Source organism: Thermogemmatispora carboxidivorans (assembly GCF_000702505.1).
Taxonomy (GTDB): Bacteria; Chloroflexota; Ktedonobacteria; order Ktedonobacterales; family Ktedonobacteraceae; genus Thermogemmatispora; species Thermogemmatispora carboxidivorans.
The window spans coordinates 498169-523778 of sequence record NZ_JNIM01000001.1; the positions used below are offsets into that span (position 1 = coordinate 498169).

Below are 25610 nucleotides of genomic sequence, written 5' to 3' on the forward strand. Positions count from 1 at the left end.
TTTCTCTGCTTGCTGGGTAGTAAAAACAACAAGGGAATTGCTTCCTAAGGATAGAGAATGGACGTCAATGAGCTTCTAGGCGTGACACTTGGCACATGTACACTAGAGCGGATCATTGGACGTGGCGGCATGGGAGCTGTTTTTCTGGCTCAGCAATCGCGGCCTGTACGCACAGTTGCCGTCAAGGTGCTGATTCCTTCCCTCAGCTACGACCCCGAAGAGCAACGCAATTTCTTAGAGCGCTTTCGTCGAGAAGCTGACACTGTTGCTCGTCTAGAGCACAAAAATATTCTTCCTATCTATGAATATGATGAAGCTCTCGTTGGCAATGAAAGACTAACTTATCTGGTTATGCCCTACATGCGTGGGGGGACATTGCGCGACCGCATCGATGAAATGAAGCGTGAAGGCCGCCACTTTGACCTGCGCATCATCGTCAGCTACATGAGCCAGCTCGCGGATGCTCTCAACTATGCCCACAACTTTGGCATCGTCCACCGCGATGTCAAACCCGCAAATTTGCTCTTCCACCTCGACGGGCGCTTACTCTTGAGCGACTTCGGCATTGTGCGTCTGGAGACCTTGCCAGCCTTGACCGCTATTGGTGACTTCCTGGGCACTGTTGAGTATGCCTCGCCCGAGCAGGTCAGCACCAGTGAGGTTGATCAGCGCTCCGACATCTATTCAATGGGGGTTGTGCTCTACGAACTCTTGACCGGGGACGTGCCCTTTACCGGTACCACGCCTTTCATCGTCATGAACAAGCATCTGAGCGAGCCTGTCCCCTTGCCGAGCAAGAAGCGGCCCGACCTGCCACCGGCAGTCGAAGAGGTCGTTCTCAAGGCCCTGGCCAAGCGTCCCGAAGATCGCTATCAGAGCGCGCTAGAGCTGGCTGCCGCCCTGCGCAGCGCCGTGCTTGGGGCTTTGCCTACCCCCGCTTCGGGCGTATTGCGCATCAGCGGCAATGCTGACAATAGTGACTTAACCGTTGCCGAGCCGGTGAGGGAGGCAGTGAGCGAGGTTGTCGGAGCAGGGCCGAAAGGCCGGGCGGGAGGCGTCTCCCCAGAAGGGCGCGCTCCCTGGCAGCAAGGACCACGGCCCTGGGAATGGCCTTCGCAGCAGCAAGTTCAGGAGCAGCTCACGCCGCCTGTATCGCCGGACGAGGAGACGGAGCCGGCCCCGATCTTCCACGAGGGGCGGCGGCTCTTCTACTATAGCCTGATCCTCATCGCTCTGGTAGCTCAGTTCCCAATTCTTGCCTTGCTCTACGGGCTCAGCAGCGGCAAGGGCGTGCTGCTGGCTGATCTCGGAGTCTTGCTGTCCACGGGCGTCAATCTGCTAACCCTCGCCGCTCTCGGATTCTGCGGCGTGACCCGCTCCTCTCTGCGCAATGTCAGAGGTGCCATCTACCGCACCTGTGCATCCTCTCTGGTGGCCCTGGCCGGCGCCACGCTGTTGGTTGGCCTGACTGATGCCGCTGCTCCCTGGCTGCCGCTGCTGGCCTATATCCTGCTTTTAGGCAGCAACATCTACGCTGTGCGTCAGCTAGGGCAAGTCGATGTGGCCCATGATCAGGTCGAAGTCGCGCCCGTTCACTGGCGTGCCGCTGCCGAGGCAGCTCTCACCGGCCTGCTGCCCCTCACCATCATCCTGATCCTGACGCTAGCTACCTCGGCTCAGCACCTCTTTGCCTCTCATCTGCTTAATATGCTCGGCTTATTGTTCATAGCCCTTGTGGCTGCCCCAACGCCAGGCGCGGTAGTAGCCATAGAGACGCGCAAGCTCTCCACGGCCTCCTTCATACGCACCAGTGCCTGTGCTGGCCTCTTCATGTTTCTGGCGGCCTTCCTGCTCGCCTCTGTCTGGGGACTACTCGTTGCCAGACAGAGCTGGTTCTTTGTCCAGTTTAATCCCCCCTGGATCGCCCTGCTTCTCTGGGCAGGTCTGCTGGCCCTGATCGGCTCCTTGCGCGGCTTACTCGATGCCTATCTCTACCTGCGCACAACTCCGGGCAGCCCTTAAGGCCGACCAGACTGGTGGCGTGGCCCATCTCCAGTGAGTTGAGCGCTGGCCATCAGACCCTCAGCATTGAAAAGCGTAGCTTGACGAAGAGGGCGCCGTCAGGTATACTGTCCCTCAAAACTAGAACAAAATTTCTAATTCGGCCCCAAAGCCTAAGCGTAAGAAAGGAAGCAGGTGACAGTTTGAACCCGAGCCATCTTCGGCGAGAAGCGGAGGCTCTCCCTCTGCGTCGGCTCCCGCGTAGCGATGACGAACTGGCGAGCAAAGATCACGAGGAAGATGAAGCCTCCTGGAGGGAGGCACGTCCCACCAGCGTGGTGCGTCGTTATCAGGCCCTGGTCGATGTAAAGACCGAGGTTGGACGGGCCCACGCCGATGCCCTACCGGAGAGCAGTCTTGTCAGCGCCCGGCGTGGCGCTGCTCAACGTCAAAGTGAGGTGAGAACGCCCGGGCCAGCACGTCGTCGGGCCAGCGAGTCTCAGCCGGCACGAGGTCCGACCCCCGCTGCATCGGAGCGGACCCGCGAGCGGCGCACTGAGGAGCCATTGCGGCCAGTGCTGCCATCCCAGCAGGCCGCCAGGCGCCATCATTGGCTCGTGTGGCTGGGTCTCTTCTGGCTGGCAATGGTTATTGGCTGGGTCGTCCTGAGCGCCCTGGCCGGCTGGGGACAGACCATGCTCGACGACTGGCGCTATGGGCGTCCGCGCACCTTCCAGATCGATGCCGTGGTGGGGCATGGCGATTCTCCCGCGAACCCAAGCCATTTTATCGCCTTGAATCTCAATCGCCATGTGGAGGTCATCGAATTTCCTGGCGGCGATGCCACCAAGGCCCGCATCTACGTAGGGCCAGTACTGGTCGGGCCTGGGCAGGATCTGGCACCGGTGACGCTCGGCTTCCAGGATGTCAACGGCGATGGCAAACCCGATATGGTTGTGACCATCGAGGGCAGCCACTTTTTCTTCATCAACGAGAATGGTTCCTTCCGCCCCGCTCGACCTGGCGAGCCGCTCAGGTTCACCTCCCCCTGAGACGAAAGCGCCTTCTCGGCCCTGGAGTGGGGTTCACAGCCTCTCACCGGGAGAGAGCTGGCCGGGGCCAGCACCCTCTCCCCCGGCCCGGGAGGCAACAACGGCCTACCTGGCGCTGCTTTGCTCCTGGCTGACCCCTTGGCAGAGCAGGCACGCTCAGACTCAGCTGTCGCGCTCCGATTGAGCAGCTACTCCCGCGGTTTGCAGCACTGGTGGCTGTTGACGCTGCTGACCTGAGAGCTGGAACTCGGGCACAACGCTGACTTCTGCGGCAGCTGTGAGGGAGTAGACACGCTCTTCAGCCCCCTCTTTAATGGACGGCTCTGGACGTAATGCGAGAACAGCGAAGATGATTATCCAAGAAATGAGTAGTATCAGAAGTGTCCAATATATAATAGTTTGGCTTAGCAGAATAGCGAGACCGCTCATGGGCACATCCCTTAGAAATTTGGATAGGCTGACATTGACGTAGACGATAACCAGACGACAGCTTAACGATGGCTAGACCAAGGTACCGCTGTAGTCGCTGGCTGCACTGCGAGGGTCTCAAAAGGGTAGAGACAAGCTGGCCTCGCTCTGTCGAGCGTTATACCTTCTTCTCCCTTCTGGCTGATAGACTCTAGAGAAGCAACCGACCGTACAGACTCCCCAAGGTTTACAAACGTATCCTGTCCTAAAAAGTTACGTTGGAGGAGAGGAATTTTCTCCCCTCAATGTCTGACGGGGTTAGCGGACATCATCGGACCCATGCTCCTGATAAAGGAGAACAGGTCAGTCCTTGACCTGCACGAAAAGTCATGGCCTGGTTGGCCTCTGTACCAACTCACATGGCAGACGAGCAGGTTCTCTCTAGTAAGATAGCCCTGGAGAAAAGCGCGGCCTTGATGGGTGGCTGCTCAATCAAGCCCGATGAAGTCTCCCCCTCCCTGCTTGCCTTCCCATCGGGAGAGGAGCATAATAGAAGCGGATGATTCCGGTGGAAGATCGCTTCAGCCAGCGCTTGCTGAGCCTGGTAAGGAGGGAGTGTATGGAGCGTGTCAACTGGCAACGTGTTCGTGATGTTCTCATCAGCATTGTCTGCATCTGTATTCTGGGCTGGTTAGGATGGAGTATTTCCGGCCTCTTTCTGCATGCGCTGGTCCTGCTTCTGCTGGCGATGGCCATAGCTTTTCTGGTTTCGCCTTTTGTTGACAGGCTCCAGCGCTCTGGTCTGCCCCGCTCGCTAGCCACGCTCCTCGTCTACGCGGTGGTCCTGGTGGTGGTTGGGAGTCTCTTCTACGCCTTGCTATTTGCCCTCATTCGTCAGGCTCAGACCTTCTCGGTGACCATCCAAAATTATGCCTATCAGCTCCCTGAGCTTTCGGCAAAGCTGCAAAAATTCCTTGTTGACCAGGGCATTCCGCAAGAAAAGATCGACAGTGTCCTGACGCAGATCGAGATGCAGGCGACCGACTTCGCGCGTTCGCTCGTCAACAACATTGTCGGCTTTCTCTTCACCCTCACCGACCTCATCGTCAATGTGGTCCTGGTGACTGTCCTCAGCTTTTACCTGACCCTGGATGGCAAACGTATCCGGGACAGCCTTTTCAAAATAGTGCCGAGGCGCTCGCTTCCTCACTTTCTCCTCTTCGAAGATGCCCTCAATCGTGTTGTCGGGAACTATATTCGCGGTCAGTTAACGCTGGCAGTCATCATTGGAGTACTGGCGGGCCTGGGTTGCGCCACCCCCTGGCTGGGACTCAGGGACTACGCCTTGATTGTGGGGGCCCTGGCCTTTCTCTTTGAAACCATTCCTATGGTCGGCCCAGCCCTGGCCTCATTGCCGGCGGTGGCCATCTCCCTCCTCTTGCCCGAGCCGTTTCCGCGCACCTTTGTGGTCATCGGCTACTTCGTGATCATTCAAATTGTCGAAAGCAATGTGCTGGGTCCGCGCATCGTGGGGCATGCTGTGGGACTGCACCCGGTAGCCTCGATCCTGGCCTTGATCATCGGCGCCCAACTCTTTGGAGCCTTCGGGGCCCTGATCGCTACTCCTATTGTCGCCGCCGCCTGGGTGGTGGTAACCAGCATCTACCGCTCCCTGGTGAAAGGGGAGAGCGCCGAGCAGATCTTGACCCCGCGTCGTCAGCCGTGGGTCTTACGCCGGCGCCGTACTCAGCAGCAGCCGGGCCTGACTGGCGAAGCCAAGGCCACGCAAAGCCTGCCCAGAACAACCGGGGGGATACTTGAGCGAGGGATGAACCGTGTCAGCGCCGCTCCGGCTATCAAGAAGGGGATCGATCTGGAGGAGAAGATCGAGCAACTCGACCTTCTGCGCCCCTTCCCAGAGCCGCAGGAACAGCGCCACACGGTTGTTCAGGGTGAGCAACAGGAGCAGGATGAGCCCGTCGAACGCTGACAGGGGCAAGCAGACAGACAGGCAGCTTTAGCCAAGTGCTCCAAAAGCTTTGCGAATGGCGTCCTCACCTTCTGGACTCACCAGTGCGAAGATCTCGTCATCTTCCTCGATCACAGTGTCGGCGTTGGGGATAATGGGCTGGTTATTCCGCACGATCAGGGCCAGGTTGCTATTGCGCGGCAGGTTGATCTCGCGTAGGGTCTTGCCGATCGTGGGCGACTCCGCGGGAATGCGCAGTTCGACGAAGTCCAGGCCCGCCCTGCGTAGCTTCATGAGCGGTACAAAGCGTGTGGTTGGTATCTCTGCCTCGATGAGCGAGAGAATCGCCTTGGTTGGGCTGACGGTGATATCGATGCCGAGCTTCTGAAAGATCTTTTCGTGTTTCGGGTTGTTGAGCCGGGCGATGGTGCGATTAACGTTAAAGCGTCGCTTGGCCATCTGGCAGATGACCAGGTTGTCGTCGTCTTCACCGGTGACGGCGATGACCACATCCGCGCGCTTAACGCCGGCATCTTCCATGACGCGTGCTTCGCAGGCGTCGCCACGCACGACGGCTTCTCCCAGCTCTTCGCTCAGCGCCTGGTAGCGCGTGGCATCCTTCTCAAGGAGCAGAACCTCATGTCCCTGGTTCAGGAGCGTTTTGGTGAGGTAGTAGCCGATGTCGCCACCGCCTCCAATGATGATATACATAGAGCTATCCTCTATTGTTTCTCGTCTTGTTGCGCTGCTTTTGCTGCTGCAGGCTCACCGAGGAGGGCCTCAGCCAGCATCTGCGCCCCTATCGTCGTAGGACAGAAGGTCTCCAGTCCCAGCTCGTGATAGGTGCGCTCCCGAATCGGGTCGTAAATACGGCAGACGACCTTTTTGACATGGAAGATTTCCTTGGCGATCTGGCTCGCCATGATGTTGCGATTATCGCCATTCGTGACCGCCGCGAAGGCGTCGGCATCCTTGATACCAGCGCGGATCAGGATGTCCTCATCGACCCCATTGCCCAGGATAGTCTCGCCCTTGAAGTCGGGGTCAAGACGCTGAAAGGCTTCGCTGCTATAGTCGATGACCGAGACCTGGTGACCCGCGCGATCCATCATATTGGCCAGCGTTGCGCCAACGCGGCCACAGCCGAGGATCACTATTTTCACCTGTTGCCTCCTGATCTGCGGTGAGGGCTGGCGTCCCTCCCGCCAGTAGTACCAGCCTTGACTTGCTGACTGACCGATGCTTCACCTCTCCGCTTGTGGACAGATGTGCATAGCGGGGAAACCCGCCAGACGATATTATATCATTGCTGTGCCAGTCCGTACGCTCCCCCTGACCGGGCTTCCTGACCGGACCGTCAGCCCCCTCCTCCCTGGGCGGGTTTCTCTCTTGTCGAAAAGGCTGGGCATGATACAATAAGGCCCATGAAGCAAGGCTATATCTTGAAGACGATTGACGAGCGCCGGGTCTGGGATAGCTTTCTAGAGCAACACGATGGCCATCTGCTGCAGAGCTGGGGCTGGGGTGAGCTCAAGGCCGAGGCGGGCTGGCGCCCGCTGCGTCTGGCGCTCTGTGAGCGAGCGACGGGGCGCATGCTGGCCGCTGCTCAGGTCCTCTGTCGAGGGGCGTCCCAGGTGCCATACTGGTGCGGTCATCTGGCTTACATTCCTCGCGGCCCGGTGCTCGACTGGTCTCACGAGGAAAGCTGCTCTGCTTTCTGGACGGCTCTCCATCGCCTGCTGCGCCGGCGTGGAGCCTTAGCCCTGCGCCTGGAGCCACCGCTCCAGGAAGGCACCGCGCTGGGAGAGGCGGTCTCCCGCCGCCTGCTGACTTCCGGCTTCCGTCCTGTGCGCACCATCCAGCCTCTGCGCACGGTCATGGTTGATCTACAGGCCGATGAGGAGACGCTCCTGAAGCGGATGAAGGAGAAGTGGCGCTATAATCTGCGCCTGGCTGCCCGACGAGGCGTCAGGGTACGCGAGGCTCAGACCCTTGAAGATGTGCGCGCCTGGTATGAGCTATTGAAGATTACTGCGGCGCGCGATGGCTTTGGTATCCACCATTACGAGTACTATGAGCACGCCTGGCTGATTCTCGCTCCCCGCAACCAGCTCGATTTACTGCTGGCCGAGTATGAGGGGCAGCTCTTAGCGGGGATCTTCGTGGGGCGCATGGGACGCGAAGCCGTCTATCTCTATGGGGCCTCCAGCAACGAGCTGCGCCAGCTGATGCCCAATTATTTGCTCCAGTGGGAAGCAATGCGCCGCGCACGCGCAGCCGGCGCACTCCGCTACGATCTGTGGGGGATTCCTGCAACGGAAGACGAACATGAACCGCTGGCAGGGGTTTACCGTTTCAAGCGCGGCTGGGGTGGCCAGGTAGTCCGCTTCATCGGCGGTTACGAGTCTGTGTATCGTCCACTCAGTATGAACCTGGCGCGACGCCTGCTTGGCGAACGTCTTGCTCTCTAGAGAGGCGTGCGCCCTCTCCACCTGCTCCCCATGCTCTTCTCCGCCTTGCCTTGCCTTGCCTCGTCTCACCCTCTCGGAGCTGTCACCTTCAGGCCGGCTGATTCGTGTCTCTGGAGGGAAGAGCCAGGTGGAGAGAACAGGCTCTTTGCGATTGGACTGCTGGTGGGATATATAAGATACGTTCTCTCCTCCTGGATATCCTCCCCTCAAGAGAGGTAACTCACCTATGAGCTATATAAAAAGGCAAAAGCAGGTTCATTTTCCGAAGGACCTGCTTCGCCCTGTTGACTTTGCGTAAGCAGGGGAGTGCTTAAGGAGGCGCCATGTCCGGTGAGCGTGGATGTTTATTCAACTCACTGCTCTTTCTCATCATCGTCTTTGTGCCGATTGTCGGGCACATTATTGAGACGTTCATGATTCTAGAGGATGATCATTCAGCTGTGGGCAAGCTCCTCTGGCTGGCGGTCGTCTGGTTCATCCCGTTCCTTGGGCCGTTCCTCTACCTGGTCCTTGGTCAGCGGCGTCATCATGTTGCCTTTGGCCAGCCAAGCTATGGGACGCGCTAAGGCAGGGAAAGGGATGAAGGCGCAGTAGTCTGGGCTTCGCGCAGCATGGCCCACAGGCGCAGGCCCTGGCCGTGGGGCATGGGCGTCTCGCTGACCACGCGAAAGCCATGCCTTTCGTAGAAACCGACGTTGCGTGGATTCTGGGTTTCCAGGTAGCAAGGGAGGTGACGGGCTTCGGCCTGCTGGAAAACAACTTCGAGCAAGGCGCTGCCGATCCCCTGGCCCTGGTAAGGGGGATCAACGCCCAAGGCCCAGAGATACCAGTGGGGCCCATGTGTGTGGAGCGCGTGCTGGCGGGCGGCATAGCGCTCAGCCTGGCCGATACGCCAAAGACTGCCCAGGCCGAGGCGCAGAGGAGGAAAGCGCAGGCCGATCCTCAGCAGGCGCTCCAGCGTCGGTGTCGTCTCCCCCGGTGGCAGCCAGCATGCGATTCCTTCCAGGCCAGGAGTGGTGTAGACCTGACCGTAGCGCAGGCAATAGTGCACCGTCATGGTAAACAGGCCGGGCAAGACAGCGGCCCGTCGCTTCTCCTCGGGAAGCACAAAGACCATCAGGGGATCACGTTGGAAAGCCCGAGCCAAAACCTGGCAGGCCTCGGCTGCCTTCTCCGCGGGCAACAACATTGGTTCAGACCGTGACTGACTCATAGCCTTCCTTTCATCCTTCTCTTCTTGTTCAGGCAACCAGCTCTACTTCGCTCATCAGGCCAGCGGACAGGCGGCCTGGAGTGGTCATCAGGCCAGCCAGGCCACATCACAACCATCGCCGCGCTGACCCTTGACAGCTCCAGCCATCTCCGCTATACTAACTAACAACTATAATGTACCCGAACAATTGAACCGACGCGGTTAGCGCTCTCATCAAGACGGGTGGAGGGAGACGGCCCTGTGAAGCCCGGCAACCCGCCAGCAGAGCTGCTGGCAAGGTGCCAATTCCGGCGGAACACCGTTCCGCAAGATGAGGGGAACCTGGCAATGATGCTAAAGACCCCTTTTCACAAAAGGGGTTTTTTCTTGCCCCGCGTACCGGTACCGGGCGGGTACGAGTGTGCTCACCAGTCGTCTAGCGGTCAATCGAATCGAGAATAACGTTGACGAGGTCGAGTAGACGTCGTGTGCGGCTACAGAGAGTCGGTGGCGCTGAGATGCCGGCGCTGCGGCGGCGTTGAAAATGCCCTCCGAGTTGCAGGTTGAAGGCCCGCGTTGGCGGGCGAGTAGACTGTGCCGGGTGGCTCCGTTATAAGCTGCAGTGTTGCGAGCAAAAGAGATCCCAGGCCGGGCAAGGCTTCTGCCGGAGCGGAGGGCCGCGGTCGCGCCTGGAGACACGCGACTCAGCAACACTCCAAGGCCAGCGTCGTGAGGCGCTGGCAAAACAGGGTGGTACCGCGAAGAGACTGTCCCTCGCCCCTGGGTAGGGTGAGGGTTTTTTTGTTCCCTTTTTGTTGCAAGGAGTGTGCACATGGTGGCTCGCGTCGAGCACAGCGTGGTGACAGGTACACAGCCTGCTCCTGTGAATCACTTGCAAAGCTATACCTTCGACTCGTTGCCGCTTCAGTACGGTGGCCATTTTGGCCCCGTGACGCTGGCCTACGAAACCTGGGGGCGCCTCAACGCGGCAGGCGACAATGCCATCCTGATCGCTCATGCCCTGACGGGCAGTTCGCATGCCCATGATCCTGAGCACCCGAACGACCCGAAGGCCGCCTGGTGGAACCCGCTGATCGGCCCTGGCCGGCCCTTCGATACGTCGCGCTACTTTGTCGTCTGCTCAAACGTGCTCGGCGGCTGCTATGGCAGTACTGGCCCTGCGTCGATCGATCCGGGCACGGGGCGACCCTATGGCATGCGTTTCCCGCTGGTCACGATTCGCGATATGGTCCATGCCCAGCGCCGCCTGATAGAACACCTGGGTATTCGGCGCTTGATTGTGGCCGGCGGCTCGATTGGAGGACAGCAGGCGCTGGAATGGGCAGTCTGCTACCCGGAGCTGGTGGAGAAGGTCATCGTGGTGGCCGCCACGGTGGCTTTGACAGCTCAGGCTATTGCCTTCAGTGAGGTGGGGCGCCAGGCCATTATGCTCGACCCACGCTGGCAGGGCGGCGATTATCTGCCCGGCCAGGGACCCGATGCCGGCCTGGCCATCGCGCGCATGCTCGGCATGATTACCTACCAGAGCGAGGAGGCAATGGAACTGCGCTTCTCCCGTCGCCCAGCTCGCTCTTGTGAGGTTCCTACACCGACCCGCACCCCAAGCCTGGGAATGCGCTTCGATGTAGAGAATTATCTGTATTATCAGGGCCAGTCTCTGATACGGCGCTTCGACGCTAATACATATCTGTATCTGAGCCGCGCAATGGATCTTTACGATGTCAGCGAGGGCTACTCTTCTCTCGATGCGGCTCTTGCTCGTATTCGCAGCCGTGCGCTCTTTATCGGCATTCGCTCTGACTTTCTCTTTCCGGCGGCGCGGGTCCGCTGGCTGGCCGGGCGAGTGCGGGAGCTTGGAGGAGATGCCACCTATATCGAGCTGGATTCTCCTCATGGCCACGATGCTTTCTTGAAAGAGTGGGAGCAGATGAACGCTGCTCTGCGCTGGTTGGGAGCCTGAGCACGTTCCGCCTTACCGGACGCCCACCCACTCCTTGCTCGACAAATCGTCGGTGGTTTTTGGCCGCCTCTATGGTGGCGGTCTGTCGTCAGATCTGGTTTTGTCTCAGGAGTAGATTCTCTCATGGCACTGAACAGCAATCGTAGTTATGGTTTTGAAACGTTGGCGTTGCATGCAGGTCAGGAAACGGCTGATAGCGCCACAGGTGCCCGGGCCGTTCCTATCTATCAAACAAGCTCGTTCGTGTTCGATAGCCCGGAGCACGCCGCCGATCTTTTCGCCCTGCGCAAGTTCGGCAATATCTATACACGCATTATGAATCCCACCCAGGACGCCTTCGAGCGTCGCATAGCAGCCCTAGAGGGCGGTGTGGGGGCGCTGGCAACCGCTTCCGGCCAGGCGGCGGAGACGCTGGCCATTCTGACTATTGCTGAGGCAGGCGATGAGGTGGTCTCCTCCACTAGCCTCTACGGTGGCACCTATAATCTCTTCCGCTACACATTGCCGAAACTCGGCATCACTGTGCGCTTCGTCGACAGCCGGGACCCGGAGCAGTTCCGCGCTGCGATCACCGAGCGCACCAAGGCGATCTACGCCGAGGCCCTGGGCAATCCCCGGCTGGATATGCTTGATATCGAGGCGGTGGCGGCCATTGCCCATGAGCACGGCGTCCCCTTAATTGTTGATAATACCTTGCCTACGCCCTATCTGTTGCAGCCGCTCAAGCATGGGGCCGATATTGTAGTGCATTCGGCTACCAAGTTCATCGGCGGACATGGCACCTCCATCGGCGGAGTCATTGTCGATGGCGGCAAGTTTGACTGGGCCAATGGGCGCTTCCCGGCCTTTACCGAACCGGACCCCTCTTATCATGGCCTGCGTTATGTCGAGGCCTTTGGGCCGCTAGCCTACATCATCAAGACCCGTGTGCAGCTGATGCGCGATATTGGCGCCGCTGTCAGTCCTTTCAATGCCTGGCTCTTCCTGCAGGGTTTGGAGACGCTGCCCTTGCGCATGGAGCGCCATAGCCAGAACGCCCTACGTATCGCTGAGTTTTTGGAAGAGCACCCGGCGGTGAGCTGGGTCAGCTACCCTGGTTTGTCCAGCCATCCTCAGCACGAGCTGGCGGCCCGCTATCTGACGCACGGCTATGGGGCTATTCTGGGCTTTGGGATCAAGGGAGGACTCGAGGCCGGCAAGATGTTGATTCGCCATGTAGAGCTGTTCTCTCATCTGGCGAACGTGGGCGACGCCAAATCACTGATCATCCATCCAGCCAGCACAACTCATTCGCAGCTGACCCCCGATGAGCAGCTCGAAACGGGCGTCACCCCCGATTTTATCCGCCTGTCGATTGGCCTGGAGACAGCTGAAGATCTGATTGAAGACCTGGATCAGGCGTTGCGAGCGGTCTCGACTAAGCTTGGCGAGCCGCTTGGTGTTGCGTAGGAAGAAGCGAGGCGAGCAAGTGGTGCCTCGCCTGGGAGATAAAGGGTGATTGTCAATGGATGTTGAGTGTTCGCTCTGTGTCCTAAAGTTTGGTGGTACCTCTGTTGGCAGTGGCGAGCGTATTCGCCGTGTTGCTCAGATTGTAGCTCAGGCGGCCAGTAAAGCTCTCAACGAGGCGGCGCCTTTCCCTGTCGTGGTGGTCTCGGCGATGTCGGGCATTACGGATCAGCTGCTGCGCATTGCCCAGTTTGCCCGGCGTGGCGAGAGTCTCGAGTGGCGCCGCGAGTTAGCTGCTCTCCGTGAACGGCATCTTCAGGCTGCTGAGAAGGCTGTTCATGATGGAAAGCGCCTGGCGGAGCTGCGTGCCGCTCTCGAAGAGACGCTGGCCGGGCTAGAGCGCGAGGCTGCTGGCTGTGAGGACTATGTCGACGCTGTAGCGGCCTGGGGTGAGCGTCTCTCGGTGCTCTTGCTGGCTGCTGCCATCAACGACCTCAGTCTGCCGGGAGTAGCGGCTGCTCCAGTCCGTGAGGAAGTGATCGTAACAGGGGAGCCGCAAGGCAGTGCGCCGAGCGAGCCGGGCGCTGTCATTGGCGCTGAGCCGCTGGAAGAGGAAACACGCGCGCGGGCGCAGCTTCTACTGCAGCCATTGCTCCAGGGGCGGACGGTCCCGGTGGCCCCGGGCTTCATCGGGCGCACGCCTGCTGGTCTGGTCACAACCCTGGGGCGCAACGGCTCCGACTACTCTGCCACTGTCATCGGGGCCGCTATCGACTGCTGCGAGGTCGCCATCTATACCGACGTAGATGGGGTCATGTCCGCTGACCCGCGCATTGTTGCCAATGCGCGTCTGCTGCCGGCCTTGACCTATGCGGAGGCGGCGCGCCTCTCCTGGTTTGGGGCAAAAGTCTTACATCCGCGCACCCTGATCCCGGTGGCTCAGCGCAATATCCCTGTGCGCGTGCGTAACACCTTCCGGCCACAGATGCAAGGCACGCTCATTGGACCGGAGGGCAGGTATCACAGTGGGGCCACGGCCATCACCGTGCGGCGGCGCCTGGCCCTGGTGACCGTTGAGAGTACCAACATGTTTGGGGCCCCTGAGAACGCTGGCCAAGTCTTTGCCCTGGCGGCTCGCGTTGGAGCGGCCCCCGTGGCCATCTGCTCCTCTTCTGGTCATCATCTCTCGTTTATGGTCGAAGAGCAGGCCGCGGCCTCTGTCGTCTCCTTGCTTCAGCACGACCTGGGTCACTGGCGAGTAAGCTGTCGTCTGGGCCTGGCGGCCTGTGCCTGCCTCGGTTCTGGTTTTACGAGCGATCCGATGAGTCCAGCCCGGGCCATCAGCGCGCTGGCGCGCGAGCGCATTCCCGTTATCTCCCAGGGTGCTTCTGAGCAGGGCATTATGCTCATCATTGAGGATGGCGATAGCGAGCGTGCTTTGCGCTGCCTCCATCGAGATTTGATCGCGCCGGTGATTCCTCTTGTACGCCATCCGGCCCATGAAAAGCGTCTGGAAGCGCTGAAGGCCCGCTAGAATCGAGAGGACACGCGAGTAGAAGGCATGGGCAAAGGAGGATGCCTTGACGATGCAACAGATGCAAAAACGTCTCCCGGTGGCGGTCCTTGGGGCGACTGGCATGGTTGGGCAGCGCTTCATCGAGCTGTTGCAAGACCATCCCTGGTTTGAGCTAGTAGCTCTGGCGGCCTCTGACGTGCACGGGGGGCGCCCCTATGGCGAGGTAGCGCGCTGGCGTCTTGGTGGCAGCATGCCCGGGCAGGTCGCCCGACTGCCGGTCTTGCCCTGCCGCCCGGAGGCTCTGCCTGAGATCAAGATCGCCTTCTCGGCCCTGCCAGCTGAGGTGGCCGGTGAGGTCGAGGCCGCTTTTGCAGGAGCTGGTGTGGCCGTCTTCAGCAATGCCAAGAGCTATCGCATGGAGCCTGATGTACCGCTGCTGGTGCCCGAGGTCAATGCTGAGCATGCTCTGGCCATTCAGCAGCAGCGCAAGCGTCGAGGCTGGAGTGGCTGCATTGTGACCAATCCCAATTGTTCGGCCACGCCGCTGGTGATGGCGCTCAAGCCCTTGCAGCAAGCCTTTGGCCTACGCAAAGTTCTGGTGACGACCCTCCAGGCGATCTCTGGCGCTGGCTATCCAGGGCTGCCCTCCTACGATATTCTCGACAACGCCATTCCTTTCATCTCTGGTGAGGAGCCGAAGGTTGAGAGCGAAACGCTCAAGATGCTGGGCGAATGGCGTGAAGAAGAGGGTTTCAACTGGGCGCCGCTGGTTGTGAGTGCGCACTGCAATCGTATCGCCACCCGCGAGGGCCATCTGGAGTGCGTGAGCGTCGAGCTAGAGCGCCAGGCCTCGCCCGAAGAGGTGATCGCCGCCTGGGAGCACTTTCTACCTGAACCGCAGCGTTTGCGGCTGCCGAGTGCTCCTCTGCCGCCACTGATCTACCGCAGCGAGGAAGATCGTCCCCAGACGCTACACGATCGCGATGCAGGTCAAGGGATGGCGGTTACCCTGGGGCGTCTGCGTCCCTGCCCCGTCTTGAGCTATAAATTTGTCGCCCTGGCTCATAATACCATCCGCGGTGCGGCGGGTGGCTCCCTGTTGAACGCAGAGCTATGTGTCAGCAAGGGCCTGCTCTGAGGAGAAGCTGAAGGGGGTGCTGGCCTGGCTGGCTCCCGCTGCGTGCGGCAACCGATTGGCAGACCAACTGGCGCACCTGGCAGACCTGCCTGTCGCTCAAGGTGCGCCAGCTTTATCTGGCCGCCTATCTGCTTCCCTGGCCGACGGGAGAGAGACTATTGACCTGTCGCTGCCAGGTTGGCCTGGGTGCGAATCAGATCGGGGATGAGGTATTGTGCATTGGGGCTGCCCAGCCCGGTCACTGCGTCCCAGCCTGCTCCGGCGGGGTAACCGGGCACATTCACACCCTGGTTGACGCTGTTATCTCCCACGGTAATATCGTGAAAATCGCGCTGATAGTTCGCTGAAGTGGCAATGGTATACAGAGCTGGATTCAGAAAGCCGAGTGGATGGCCAGCCATCTGATTGGCAATCGCCGCCAGGGCGGCCCACATCGGAGCGGAGGCGCTGGTTCCACCGACCGTCTCCCAGACACCGTTGAAGTAGAAAGCCAGATTGGTCGCCGGGTCGGCAGCCGCGGCCACATCGGGAACTCCACGGCGGCCCTGGAAGGCTGCTTGTGTGGCGGCAGGCAGCGACTTCTGATAGGCTGGCTCCGGGAAGAAGCTACTGAAGCCGCCACCGCTCCTACTCCAGCCGATCTCATGAACCTGCTGCCCCTGGCGCAGCAGCGTTGTTCCCCCCACGCTAGTCACCCAGGGCACATCGGCGGCGAAACTGGTCGTGGCCTTGGGTGAGAGCCGCGACATATTCAAATCGGCGTAATCAGTGGCGCCGTTGTCTCCCGAAGAGCTGAAGAAAGTCATATGCTCCTCTACTGTTGCCCGCTGGAGCAGGGCGTTCCACTGTTGGATCTCCTGCTGACCGGCAGCATCCGCCAGCGTAACTTCGGAAGCCCCCCAGCTTTGGGAGACGATCGTACCCAGGTGGTGATCGATGGCGTACTGGATCAACTGCCGAAACTCGGGCAACCCGACCGTACCTTCTGTTTCAGCAACTGGGCTGACCAGTACCACAATTTGGGCCTCGGGAGCCAACGCATGGATGATCTCGACGTCGAGCTCGGTTTCACCGGCCCAGCCGCTCTTATCGTGATGGGGATCGTATTCCGGCTTCTGGATTGGCTGAATCACTTGAACCTTGGTGAGAGGCAGCTGAAAACGACGGCTGAAGACATCGAGATCCTGCTGCAAGGTGGGGCTGCCAAACGAGACGATATCGATAATGGTCTGGCCCTTACCGGTATAGCCACGCTGGATCAGCGGCTCGAAACCGTAGTATTGGCGAAGCTGGAGAGGAGTATAGCAAGTGACTGAGGAGCTGAAGAGGACCGGGGGACAGCTCTCTGCTGCTGCGCTGGGAGTGGCTGGGCGCGGCGTCGGGGTCGTCGTAGCAGTACCCCCTATCCCAGGTAGACCCGCGCAGCCGCTGAAGGCGAGTGCGAAGGTAAAGGATATCAGTAGCAATAGCTTGAGGAAAGGCTTTTGTTGGCCGTGGCCTTGCATCCAGCTCTCCTTCTGGAAAATATTCCTGTCTGTCCTGCTACGCCATGAGCGGGCATAGACAGCGCAGCTCCCCGTAGCGGTTCACTGCGGCCCAGTGAGAAAGCAGTATATCGTGATAGCTCAAAAAGGTCAATTCTTCTTCTTGGTGGTTCCTCCTCTCTCAAGCGATCTCATCAACTCGACAGAAGGAAGCGACTGCTCCAGATAGCGTGACAGCGGCGTTGAGCTGACAAGAAGCAGGCGGTTAAGAAGACTCCTACCTTGCGGTACTATGGTCCTAACAGTAGCAAGGCGCGCTTGACCGCTCTCCTCCTTTCAGAGTACATTCAGGCATGATGACATAGAAAGATATCAATGAGAAGGCGCGCAACAACGCGGCTCATAATTTTAACGATAGGAAAGCAGCATGCTATCATTTAAGGACCGTCAAGACAGAGTCGCAGAAACGCAAGAACGAGCTGAGGAGCCGATTCGCATCCCTGGGCTAGTCACCCAGTTGTCGCCGGTTGAGCAACTTGCCTTTCCGGATCAGTCGGTCTCCCTACCCGGTGCGACTGACCTGAGCGATGGCCGGCAGACGCCTCTCCCGGAAGTGGTGGGTGAGGGGGAAGAGAAGCAAACGGCCTTGTTGCCAGTAGCCAGGGCGGAGGAGGGGACAGGGTATGCTGAGCCCGAGACAGGGCAATTGCCAGAACTGCAGACGGCCCTGTTGCCGTTGGTGGGCTCCGCCGGCAGCAGCGCGGCGCGTCCTCCGCTCATCATTCGTGGCGATGGCAAAAAAGCGCTCAGGCGTCAGGATGGGGCGCTGCGGCTTCCACGCAAGCGCTGGCATGTCCATGCGGCGGTCCTGGTCCTGGTTGCGCTGATTCTCACCGGCACCCTGCTCACAGTGCTGCCCGAGAGTCCGGTCGGGGCCCGGAGTGGGGGCGGGCTATTCCAGTCCATTATGAGCATGATCCCGAGCAACAGCGGTAGCTCCAGTACCCTGGATCTGGCTGCTATGCGCGCTGCCACGGCGACGGCCATTGTCCGTAGTGGGGTGGGTTACGATCCTGGCCCGAGCAATCCGACTGGTGTGCAGTCGGGGCCGGTTGTTGGCAGCAGTGCCGGTGATCCTTTCCCATATGGCCAGTGTACCTATTGGGCCGATTACCGCTATCATCAGCTGACAGGGGTCTGGGTGCCCTGGGGCGGCAACGCCGATGAGTGGGTAGCGGGAGCCAGAGCCTATGGCTGGATAGTCTCAACCCAGCCGCACATTCCTTCCATCGTCGTCCTGATGCCGGGCGTTCAGGGGGCCAATGTCGTCTACGGCCATGTTGCTGTAGCTGAGAGTCTGACTTCCGACGGTGGCGTTAATACAAGTAATATGAACTGGTACGCCAATGGCGGCGGTTGGGGAATCGTCTCCTACTATACCTTCTATCCCGGCAGCGGCGTCTATTTTGTCTGGATCTAGCCGCCAGGCTTGATGTGGCTAGCCACAACAGGCCCCGCCCAAGTGAAACTGGCCCACACGCTGGCCGAGCGAGCGAGCCTAGCGCCAGATCTTACCTGCGTGAGAGCCAGGAGGAGAGGCCGATCTGACAGAAGAGATCGGCTTCTCCTTTCTGTTCTCCTCGCTCACTGCAGCTTCAGAGACCTCTTCCTGTGAGTACACGCTCCCGGCGCACGTGCTCTGACTACCTCTCTCCACCCTATTCTCTGGCCATCTCCTGACGTCGCTCGACTCCATTTGCTCCTCGCGCTTGCTTCACGGTTGCAGGCCGCTCAGCGCCTGGCAAGGCTGGCTCTCGATGGCTTGCTTCTCAAAACAGGTGTAAAAGACAATTACTGTTTGCTTGCTATTTGAGAAATATTAGTACGATATTCCCATGTAGGAGCAAAAGCGCCTTGACCATCAACGATCTACTGAGTAGAGTCAAACACATACGAAGAAAGGCAACAGGTTTGACTCTAGCCAGATCGGGGAGCATATATGTCATGGTTGAAGGGTTGTCGAGATGGTACCAGTGGAACGAGGATGGAGCAGCAGCAGCACGCTGTCAAGCGGGCCGGAGTGAGTGGAGGGCCAGCGGCGCTTGCCGAGCCACCATCGCCTCTACCGGTCTCGGCGGCAACCGCTGATGATTGCCCGCTCATCCAGACTCCAGAAAAAGCCTCGCTCAAGCCGTCGACGGAAAGAGAAAGGCCGTCCGCTGCTGTGCCAGTGGTCCACGGTCGAGGGCGCCCGCCGCTGGTCATTCATGGAACGTCAGCGGGAGGCACTGGAGGCGGACCGCCGGCGCGGCGCCGGCGCTGGTGGTTGCAGCTTGCCACGCTGAGCCTGGTCATATTGATGATTCTGATAACGCTGATAACTGTTCTACCTGTGGGGCCGGGCGATAGTAGCAGGGGCTTCAACCCCTTGCGCTCGGTCATCAGCTTTATTCGTGCTGGCCAGGACAACACCTATCAGATTGGGCCCCAGGCGGCCACGGCCACGGCTGTCACACAAGACGGCTACGATAGCGGGCCATTGCACTATCCAGGGTTGCCTTTACAGCCGGCGGAGGGAGATTTGAACCGTTTTGCCTATGGTCAGTGTACCTACTGGGCCAACTTACGCTATCACGAATTGACCGGTTACTGGGTGCCCTGGCAAGGAGATGCCTACCAGTGGGTAGCGGGGGCTGAGCAATACGGCTGGGTAGTCTCTTCGCAGCCGCACGTTCCCTCAATTATCGTCTTGCAGCCGGGTGTCCAGGGAGCGAGCGCCTATGGACATGTAGCGGTAGTAGAGCGGATCAATCCCGATGGCAGCGTCTATACCAGTAACTACAACTGGTATGCCAATGGCGGCTGGAATCGCCTTTCCTATGCCACCTTCTATCCTGGTCCTGGCGTAGCCTTCGTCTGGCATCCCTGATGTTTGCAGGGTCGATCTGGCTGCTCGCCTGGCTTTTCATCAGCTGAAGCCTTCTCCGTGTGGGGTTGCCAGCAGCTGATAGCCAGCCAGGGCGAGCGGCGCAGCCGGAGGGGGGGGAGGTAGTGGGCGCCGGCGGGTTTCTCACACCGTCTTTGAGCAAGGCTGATGCGTCGACCGATCCTTGTTTGCCAGCCAGGAACATTGCGCACCCTTGCGAGAGAGACATACAATATGGCTGGGTCCGCTGTTATCAGGCGGGCGCAGACAGAAAGAAGGTCAGGCGAGCGAGCCAGCTAGCAATGTCGCCTGCCTGGTGGTGCCGCCGACAGTCGGTGGCATCCTCGACTCGGACACAAAAACTGATCTGGAGAGAGGAAAGCCCGATGCGCACCAAGATAACCATTGTTGGCGCCGGTTTTGTTGGAAGCACGCTCGCGCAGCGTCTGGCAGAGCGCGACTATGCCGACGTGGTGATGTATGATATTGTGCCCAATATGCCGCAGGGCAAAGCCCTGGACATGCTCCAGGCCGGCCCCATCCTCGGCTATGATAGCCTCATAGTTGGCACCAATGACTATGCCGACACCGCCAACTCCGACCTGGTAGTAATCACCTCTGGCTTCCCGCGCAAGCCTGGCATGTCGCGCGACGATCTGCTGCGCAAGAATCAGGAAATCGTCACCCAAGTGGTGCAGGAAATCGTCAAATACTCGCCCAACTGTCTGCTCATCGTGGTCACCAACCCGCTGGATGCTATGGCTCAGCTGGCCTATCATGTCAGCGGCTTCCCGCGCAATCGTGTAGTAGGAATGGCTGGCGTGCTCGACACCGCGCGCTTCCGCACCTTCATCGCCCAAGAGCTAAACGTCTCCGTGCGCGATGTCCAGGCCTATGTTCTCGGTGGCCACGGCGACACCATGGTACCGCTAGCCCGCATGTGTACGGTCGCGGGGGTCCCCATCTCGCAGCTGCTGCCTGCCGAGCGGATCGAACAGATTATTCAGCGCACGCGTGATGGCGGCGCGGAGATCGTCAACCTGCTGGGGACCGGCAGCGCCTATTTTGCCCCGTCCGCAGCAGTCCTGCAGATGATCGACTCGATCGTCCTGGACAAGAAGATGATCATGCCCTGCTCGGCCTACCTGCAAGGCGAATATGGCATTCACAACCTCTATGTCGGCGTGCCCGTGAAGCTCGGAGCCGACGGTGTGGAACAGATCATCGAGCTAGAGCTAACAGAGAACGAGCGTGCCCTCCTGCAGAAGTCTGCAGCGGCAGTGCAGGAGCTCATTCAGGTCATGGGCATTTAGCCGCCCTCGGACAAGGATAGGCATCGGCGTCACAGTAGCGAGCGGCAGGGCCGTCTGGGCTGCCATCGGAGCAGGGGCAGGCAGGCGGCCCTACCTTGCCAACAGGGCGGCTACCCCTCTTCGGTCTCAATCTCTGGCTCGTCCACCTCCTCTGAAAGAGGCTCTGCCGGAGTGACGTCCTCCTCCTGATTGGCTGCTGCTTGCTCGCGCGAGGCACCAGCGACCACCAGAACGTACTCGCCGCGAGGCTTCTCCTGAGCGATCATTTCCAGCAAAGAAGAAAGCGTTCCGCGATAGACCTTTTCGAACAATTTGGTCAGCTCATTGGCCAGAGCTGCTGGTCGGTCGCCAAAGACCTCCAAAGCGTCGCGGAGAAGGTCAGTCAGCCGATAAGGGCTTTCATAATAGATGAGGGTGTAAGGTGAGAGGCGGTCGGCCTCCAGAAAGCGCCGCCGCCGGCCCGCCTTGCGAGGTGGGAAGCCTCGGAAGGTAAAGCTGTGTACAGGGAGGCCAGAGAGCACAAGGGCCATGACAAAAGCGGCTGGCCCGGGAATCATCGTTACGGGGATGCCTGCCTGGATGGCACGCTGGACCAGCGTGTAGCCCGGGTCAGAGATGCCAGGGGTGCCCGCGTTGGTCACCAGGGCCACTGACTTCCCCTGCTTGAGAAGAGCCTCAATCTGCCGTCCGGCTCGCTCCTCGTTGTGCTCGTAAAAAGCGAGCAGCGGCTTGTGAATATCATAATGCCTCAAAAGGATGGCCGTCTTGCGGGTATCTTCAGCGGCAATGACATCGACGCTACGCAGAACCTCTAAAGCCCGCAGGGTCATATCGCCGAGATTGCCGATCGGGGTCGCAACAAGATAGAGAGTGCTCATCTAACGTATCCACCTGTTTTTGAAACTGACGGAGAGTTCACGATGGCGACTAGACCAGACCAAACCAGCCTTGGGCCAGTCGCTCTGCCCGAGCCACCAGACGCCCTGGCGGTAAAACTCCATTAGTAATATTGGGAGGGTCAGACAGGAGCTGACCAGCCTGAACCGTTCTACTAGATGGAAGTTTTCGGGCCATGCCCCTGGGCATGGCTGCGGGAACAGGGCCGGTTGCTTGCTTGCCGTGGGGGATGCGGCAAGACGATGATGGTCACTGCCAGTGCTGGCATAGTCAGTGAGTGCAGCGGCGGACGGGTGGGAGGGAGAGATCCAATCTTGCGCTGATGGCCATAGAAAAAGAGAAAGAGCATTGCTCATAAGTCTGACTTAGAACCGATCCTTAACTGCTCAAAAATATGCTGAAATGCTGGCCGGCCAGAGAGATTATAATCGAGAGAGAGACTGTTTCGCTAGCACTGTAATCGTTGAACTTATTCCAGGTTTGAATGTGGGAAGGCTACCCCCTCTGAAGATCAAGGCGCTGGCACTCGCAAAGCATTTAGCTATTGTTGTATAATGATAGAAGAGCTAAGCTTTGCCAGCAGCGTAGTTGCATCTCAAATATGTGAATTTTGTATTCAAATCAAAAGGGAACAGGCCATATTTTTGCTGCTCCTGAATCAGGCAAAAAAATTAATCCCCCAGGGACAATCAGGCTAGAGAGAAGTACCCATAGAGAGAGAACCTATCTGGCTACTCCTTAAACTAATAATGCACGATATATTGACCTCGTGCCCTAAGTATGATAGAGTAGACTTGATGTTTTGCTTAGACTGCTCATCCCTGGATGTTGATACATCCCTTGCTTACTGATTCGCTGCGGCTTGTACAAGCCTGTTGAAAAACCGCTGCTCAGCCAGCCAGGGATAGCAGTGCAGCAGCATCGCACGGGCCTGGTGCATGGAGCGATCGTCGGTCAGGCAAGGCCGTGGTGCTCTGGATGATCCTGGCCAGGCAAACAAGCAAGCAAGCGTACTTTCGAGAGAGCAAGCGGAATCTCGGAAAGGAATGTCCTTATGCCGTCGACAGAAACTGCGAACGTGGGTAAAGCGGTTGCTGCCCGAGTGGGCACCAATATCCGTGAGGTGCGCACGCGGTTGGGCCTCACCCAGGCGCAACTGGCGTCGCCCGAGTTCTCAATTTCATATATCTCTGCCATCGAGAGGGGCAAGATCCGCCCTTCGCTCAAGGCGCTATCCATTCTCGCCCGGCGGCTTGATGTCCCGCTTACCTTCTTATTGGAAGGCTCGCCTGCGGGGGCGGCTGAAGCGCGTGCTGTTGGTTACTCGCCGGCGGACTCTGGTCCTGACCAGCGAGTCGAGGTTGATCTCTTACACGCCGGCATCCTCATCCAGCAGCAAGCCTACGAGCAGGCGACCCAGTTACTGGCGCCGCTGCAGCCTGAGCGTCTCACCACCGATCAGGCTTTCCGTCTCTATCTCTTGCGGGGTCTGATCCATCTAGGGGCTGGGGAGTATCAAGAGGCTGTTGTAGATCTGCGTGCTGCGGTCAACCAGGGCGAGGGCATGAGTGAGATCGAATACAGCGAGCGTGCGCGTAACTACCTTGGCAAAGCGTACTTTCTCCTCTATAACTACACGCTGGCCTTAGAGAACCATCAGCGCTGCCTGGAGGTCATCGAGGCTGGACAAATTAAGGACCCGATCTTCGCTCTAGAAGTCTTTAGCAATCTGGCCAACGACTACTTCCGCCTTGGTGAGCTTGAGAAGGCGGTGACCTTCTATCATCGTGCTTTAGAAACCCTGGACGAGGTCTATCGTGACAGCCGGGCCTTCGCCCGTCGTTATATGGAGATCAGTCAGCAGTATCGTAGCGCTGGCAAACTGGCAATGGCGCGCGACTATGCGATGCGCAGCCTGGCCATCTACGAGATGCGCGATGAGCAGCGTCTGATTGGTCTGACCCATCAGCAGCTTGGCAAAGCGCTGGAGAAGCAAAACGATCTGGCGGGAGCTGAGCAGGAGTATCGCCGTGCCATCGAGATCGAGCGTGAATTAAGCGATGAGGTCGCCGCCTCACTCTGTCATACCAGTCTGGCAGAGCTGCTGCTGAAAGAGGGGAAGCTGGCCGAGGCCGAGCGTGAAGCTCAGGAGGCCCTCAACCTGGCTCGCGCCAGTCAGGACCCACGTACGCAGGGGCAGGCTCTGATCGCTCTGGCTCAGATTCGTCACCAGGAGAGCGATTTCGCTGGCGCTGATGAGCTGTTCCATCAGGCGCTGGACCTGCTCGATCGGGCCAATGCCCATGAGCTGGCGGCCAGTGCCTACTTCCGCTATGCGAATTTGCTGGAACAGCGAGGTGAGGTGCAGCGCAGCCTCAATGCCATTAAGAAGGCCTATGAGCACCAGCGCCAGGGCAAATTGGGTGATCTGGAGTAGCCTGCCCGGCCCACTACCGCTCGCGCCAGGCGAGCAGTAGGACCGGGGGCTACTCTACTGCCGTCTGCTGCTTCCTGCTTCCCTCTTCTGCGGAGATCCTTGTTGCCTGGAGAGCGGGTCGGTCACTGCGTGTGCTGACTGCTGGCCTGCTCGCCCCACGCGCTTCCACCGCGGCGCTGCTACTGCGCGCCACGGTGGTCCTTCCTCCCTTCTTTTTGTCCCTACTATCTGCTCCTCCTGACATTAGAGAAGATCAGTGGCATCATACTTCATAGTGTTGCAGTGTGCTGCTTTGTACGCCGTCTCCTTGCCGGATGGAGCAAAAGCAGATATACTGCTGTGAGATCCTGCACATGCTGCCTTCGGGAAAGAGGCTGCGCCTGATCCTAGAGTCTTTAAAGGGGAATCTTGAGCATGCCATTCACGGCTCGTGATCTAAGATATGAGCCGGAAAAAAGCTTTCCTGCGCTGGAAGCTTTCCTCCGGCAGCGGGCTCAGCGCTACCTGGGGCCGCTGCAGTATAATGCTGAAGAGGTTGATCTGGTAGTCAACCACGTGGTCGATCGTCTAGTCGCTTTGGGCTTGCTGGGAGGGGGAGATCGGCAGCCGGAGACGGTGCTGGACCGCCTGAGCCAAGCTCAGTTCTATGCCTTCCTCAATAACTGTGTGTATCATAAGGCGATCGATCGCCTGCGTCTGCATCCGCGGCAAGCGACCCCTTTTTCCGCTCTGGAAGAAAGCGAGGAGCGCCAGGGCGAGGCCGACCCTTTGAGCGAGATCACCACATCGCTGTGGGGCAGTTCCCCTTTCGCTCATCCTGAAGAAGCGGCCCTGGCTGCCGTAACCCGGCAGGAGCTGCGCACCCTGTTGAAGCACTGTATTAAAGCGCTCGCCAGTGCCCCACGTCAACTGCGGGCAGTGTTGCAGGAACTGGAAACGTTAGGCGCTGTGGATCTGGCTCGCGAGGTGGTGGAGGAACTCCAGGCGATGGCTATCACTCCCCTTCCTGCTGAAACCCCGCTCGCTCACCTGAGTCAGCATCGCGACCACGCTTATAAGAAGCTCCGCACCTGCCTGCAGTCGCAGAGTTCCAATTTGGCGGTTATTGTTGCTCTGCGTCTAACAGAGTATGAGGCTTTGCTCTCGTCTCGTAGCAATGAGGCTGCCGGCGAGGTAGTGATCCCGGTACAGGATCTGGCACGCAAGGAACTAACGCTAGCTGAGGTCCAGCAAGGACTGAGACAGCTGGCTTTCGAAGACCTGCTGGACTGGCATGAGGGAGATGAGGTCGTGCGTCTCGATGCTGCTCGCCTTCGCCGGTTGACCCGTTACTATCGGGTTGAATAGATACAAATCGTGATTACCCCCCCGATCCAGAG

19 protein-coding genes and 1 riboswitch are annotated in these 25610 nt (G+C 59.1%); of the genes, 14 read left to right on the forward strand and 5 right to left on the reverse strand.

What is annotated here, in order from left to right; genetic code table 11:
* Window positions 1-81: 81 nt before the first annotated feature.
* From N688_RS01935 to N688_RS01950, 3 genes are all read left to right on the forward strand, one after another.
* Entirely contained in the window at window positions 82-2022 is a 1941-nt protein-coding gene (locus N688_RS01935; RefSeq protein ID WP_162179471.1) for a serine/threonine-protein kinase, read from the forward strand.
* Between the two features lie 182 nt (window positions 2023-2204).
* Window positions 2205-3053, forward strand: coding sequence for an FG-GAP repeat domain-containing protein (locus N688_RS01940; protein WP_052887713.1), 849 nt, complete (start codon window positions 2205-2207; stop codon window positions 3051-3053).
* Between the two features lie 967 nt (window positions 3054-4020).
* Window positions 4021-5451 (forward strand): AI-2E family transporter, encoded by a 1431-nt coding sequence (locus N688_RS01950; protein WP_052887715.1) that lies wholly within the window; start codon window positions 4021-4023, stop codon window positions 5449-5451.
* Window positions 5452-5478: 27 nt separating this feature from the next.
* Here N688_RS01950 and N688_RS01955 read toward each other — a convergent pair whose 3' ends face one another.
* Complete coding sequence (locus N688_RS01955; RefSeq protein ID WP_052887716.1) at window positions 5479-6141, reverse strand: potassium channel family protein; 663 nt, start codon at window positions 6139-6141, stop codon at window positions 5479-5481.
* Between the two features lie 11 nt (window positions 6142-6152).
* Window positions 6153-6671: a potassium channel family protein gene (locus N688_RS01960; protein WP_337588097.1), complete on the reverse strand. Its 519-nt coding sequence runs from the start codon at window positions 6669-6671 to the stop codon at window positions 6153-6155.
* A 183-nt stretch (window positions 6672-6854) separates the two neighbouring features.
* On the opposite strand from N688_RS01960, the gene N688_RS01965 reads away from it, so the two are divergent.
* Together N688_RS01965 and N688_RS01970 are read left to right on the forward strand one after the other, a co-directional pair.
* Entirely contained in the window at window positions 6855-7901 is a 1047-nt protein-coding gene (locus N688_RS01965) for a lipid II:glycine glycyltransferase FemX (protein WP_052887718.1), read from the forward strand.
* Window positions 7902-8224: 323 nt separating this feature from the next.
* Window positions 8225-8467, forward strand: a complete 243-nt coding sequence (locus N688_RS01970) for a PLD nuclease N-terminal domain-containing protein (protein ID WP_052887719.1) — start codon at window positions 8225-8227, stop codon at window positions 8465-8467.
* Here N688_RS01970 and N688_RS01975 read toward each other — a convergent pair.
* Entirely contained in the window at window positions 8464-9114 is a 651-nt protein-coding gene (locus tag N688_RS01975) for a GNAT family N-acetyltransferase (RefSeq protein WP_081838407.1), read from the reverse strand. The two genes, N688_RS01970 and N688_RS01975, sit on opposite strands and share 4 nt — an antisense overlap.
* Window positions 9115-9321: 207 nt before the next feature.
* Window positions 9322-9431: riboswitch (SAM riboswitch) on the forward strand.
* Window positions 9432-9925: 494 nt separating this feature from the next.
* Here N688_RS01975 and metX point away from each other — a divergent pair.
* From metX to asd, 4 genes are all read left to right on the forward strand, one after another.
* Window positions 9926-11074 (forward strand): homoserine O-acetyltransferase MetX, encoded by a 1149-nt coding sequence (gene metX, locus N688_RS01980; RefSeq protein WP_052887721.1) that lies wholly within the window; start codon window positions 9926-9928, stop codon window positions 11072-11074.
* A 123-nt stretch (window positions 11075-11197) separates the two neighbouring features.
* Entirely contained in the window at window positions 11198-12523 is a 1326-nt protein-coding gene (locus tag N688_RS01985) for a homocysteine synthase (RefSeq protein ID WP_081838408.1), read from the forward strand.
* Window positions 12524-12578: 55 nt separating this feature from the next.
* Entirely contained in the window at window positions 12579-14054 is a 1476-nt protein-coding gene (locus N688_RS01990; RefSeq protein ID WP_052887722.1) for an aspartate kinase, read from the forward strand.
* A gap of 52 nt (window positions 14055-14106) precedes the next feature.
* Window positions 14107-15174 (forward strand): aspartate-semialdehyde dehydrogenase, encoded by a 1068-nt coding sequence (gene asd / locus N688_RS01995; RefSeq protein ID WP_202901819.1) that lies wholly within the window; start codon window positions 14107-14109, stop codon window positions 15172-15174.
* A gap of 155 nt (window positions 15175-15329) precedes the next feature.
* On the opposite strand, the gene N688_RS02000 is transcribed toward asd, so the two are convergent.
* Entirely contained in the window at window positions 15330-16679 is a 1350-nt protein-coding gene (locus tag N688_RS02000) for a S53 family peptidase (RefSeq protein WP_052887723.1), read from the reverse strand.
* A gap of 406 nt (window positions 16680-17085) precedes the next feature.
* Between N688_RS02000 and N688_RS02005 the strand changes: the two genes are divergently transcribed.
* The 3 genes from N688_RS02005 (at window position 17086) to mdh (ending at window position 20897) form a co-directional block, all read left to right on the forward strand.
* Window positions 17086-18138, forward strand: a complete 1053-nt coding sequence (locus tag N688_RS02005) for a CHAP domain-containing protein (RefSeq protein ID WP_081838409.1) — start codon at window positions 17086-17088, stop codon at window positions 18136-18138.
* Window positions 18139-18657: 519 nt separating this feature from the next.
* The gene (locus N688_RS02010; RefSeq protein WP_081838410.1) at window positions 18658-19587 is read left to right on the forward strand and encodes a CHAP domain-containing protein; all 930 of its coding nucleotides are present in this window, start codon (window positions 18658-18660) and stop codon (window positions 19585-19587) included.
* Between the two features lie 383 nt (window positions 19588-19970).
* Window positions 19971-20897 (forward strand): malate dehydrogenase, encoded by a 927-nt coding sequence (mdh, locus tag N688_RS02015; RefSeq protein WP_052887726.1) that lies wholly within the window; start codon window positions 19971-19973, stop codon window positions 20895-20897.
* A gap of 110 nt (window positions 20898-21007) precedes the next feature.
* Here mdh and rsmI read toward each other — a convergent pair whose 3' ends face one another.
* Window positions 21008-21775, reverse strand: coding sequence for a 16S rRNA (cytidine(1402)-2'-O)-methyltransferase (gene rsmI / locus N688_RS02020; protein ID WP_052887727.1), 768 nt, complete (start codon window positions 21773-21775; stop codon window positions 21008-21010).
* Window positions 21776-22848: 1073 nt separating this feature from the next.
* On the opposite strand from rsmI, the gene N688_RS02030 reads away from it, so the two are divergent.
* Complete coding sequence (locus N688_RS02030; RefSeq protein WP_052887729.1) at window positions 22849-24231, forward strand: helix-turn-helix domain-containing protein; 1383 nt, start codon at window positions 22849-22851, stop codon at window positions 24229-24231.
* Between the two features lie 414 nt (window positions 24232-24645).
* Window positions 24646-25578: a hypothetical protein gene (locus N688_RS02035; RefSeq protein ID WP_052887730.1), complete on the forward strand. Its 933-nt coding sequence runs from the start codon at window positions 24646-24648 to the stop codon at window positions 25576-25578.
* Window positions 25579-25610: the final 32 nt, after the last annotated feature.

Bases quoted from the DNA above. Each gene is read 5' to 3' on its own strand.
- N688_RS02030 (WP_052887729.1), top strand. From the start codon at position 22,849: ATGCCGTCGACAGAAACTGCGAACGTGGGTAAAGCGGTTGCTGCCCGA.
- N688_RS02010 (WP_081838410.1), top strand. From the start codon at position 18,658: ATGTCATGGTTGAAGGGTTGTCGAGATGGTACCAGTGGAACGAGGATG.
- N688_RS02035 (WP_052887730.1), top strand. From the start codon at position 24,646: ATGCCATTCACGGCTCGTGATCTAAGATATGAGCCGGAAAAAAGCTTT.
- mdh (WP_052887726.1), top strand. From the start codon at position 19,971: ATGCGCACCAAGATAACCATTGTTGGCGCCGGTTTTGTTGGAAGCACG.
- rsmI (WP_052887727.1), bottom strand. From the start codon at position 21,775: ATGAGCACTCTCTATCTTGTTGCGACCCCGATCGGCAATCTCGGCGAT.
- N688_RS01990 (WP_052887722.1), top strand. From the start codon at position 12,579: ATGGATGTTGAGTGTTCGCTCTGTGTCCTAAAGTTTGGTGGTACCTCT.
- asd (WP_202901819.1), top strand. From the start codon at position 14,107: ATGCAACAGATGCAAAAACGTCTCCCGGTGGCGGTCCTTGGGGCGACT.
- N688_RS01970 (WP_052887719.1), top strand. From the start codon at position 8,225: ATGTCCGGTGAGCGTGGATGTTTATTCAACTCACTGCTCTTTCTCATC.
- N688_RS02000 (WP_052887723.1), bottom strand. From the start codon at position 16,679: ATGCAAGGCCACGGCCAACAAAAGCCTTTCCTCAAGCTATTGCTACTG.
- N688_RS02005 (WP_081838409.1), top strand. From the start codon at position 17,086: ATGCTATCATTTAAGGACCGTCAAGACAGAGTCGCAGAAACGCAAGAA.
- metX (WP_052887721.1), top strand. From the start codon at position 9,926: ATGGTGGCTCGCGTCGAGCACAGCGTGGTGACAGGTACACAGCCTGCT.
- N688_RS01965 (WP_052887718.1), top strand. From the start codon at position 6,855: ATGAAGCAAGGCTATATCTTGAAGACGATTGACGAGCGCCGGGTCTGG.
- N688_RS01950 (WP_052887715.1), top strand. From the start codon at position 4,021: ATGATTCCGGTGGAAGATCGCTTCAGCCAGCGCTTGCTGAGCCTGGTA.
- N688_RS01985 (WP_081838408.1), top strand. From the start codon at position 11,198: ATGGCACTGAACAGCAATCGTAGTTATGGTTTTGAAACGTTGGCGTTG.
- N688_RS01955 (WP_052887716.1), bottom strand. From the start codon at position 6,141: ATGTATATCATCATTGGAGGCGGTGGCGACATCGGCTACTACCTCACC.
- N688_RS01975 (WP_081838407.1), bottom strand. From the start codon at position 9,114: ATGAGTCAGTCACGGTCTGAACCAATGTTGTTGCCCGCGGAGAAGGCA.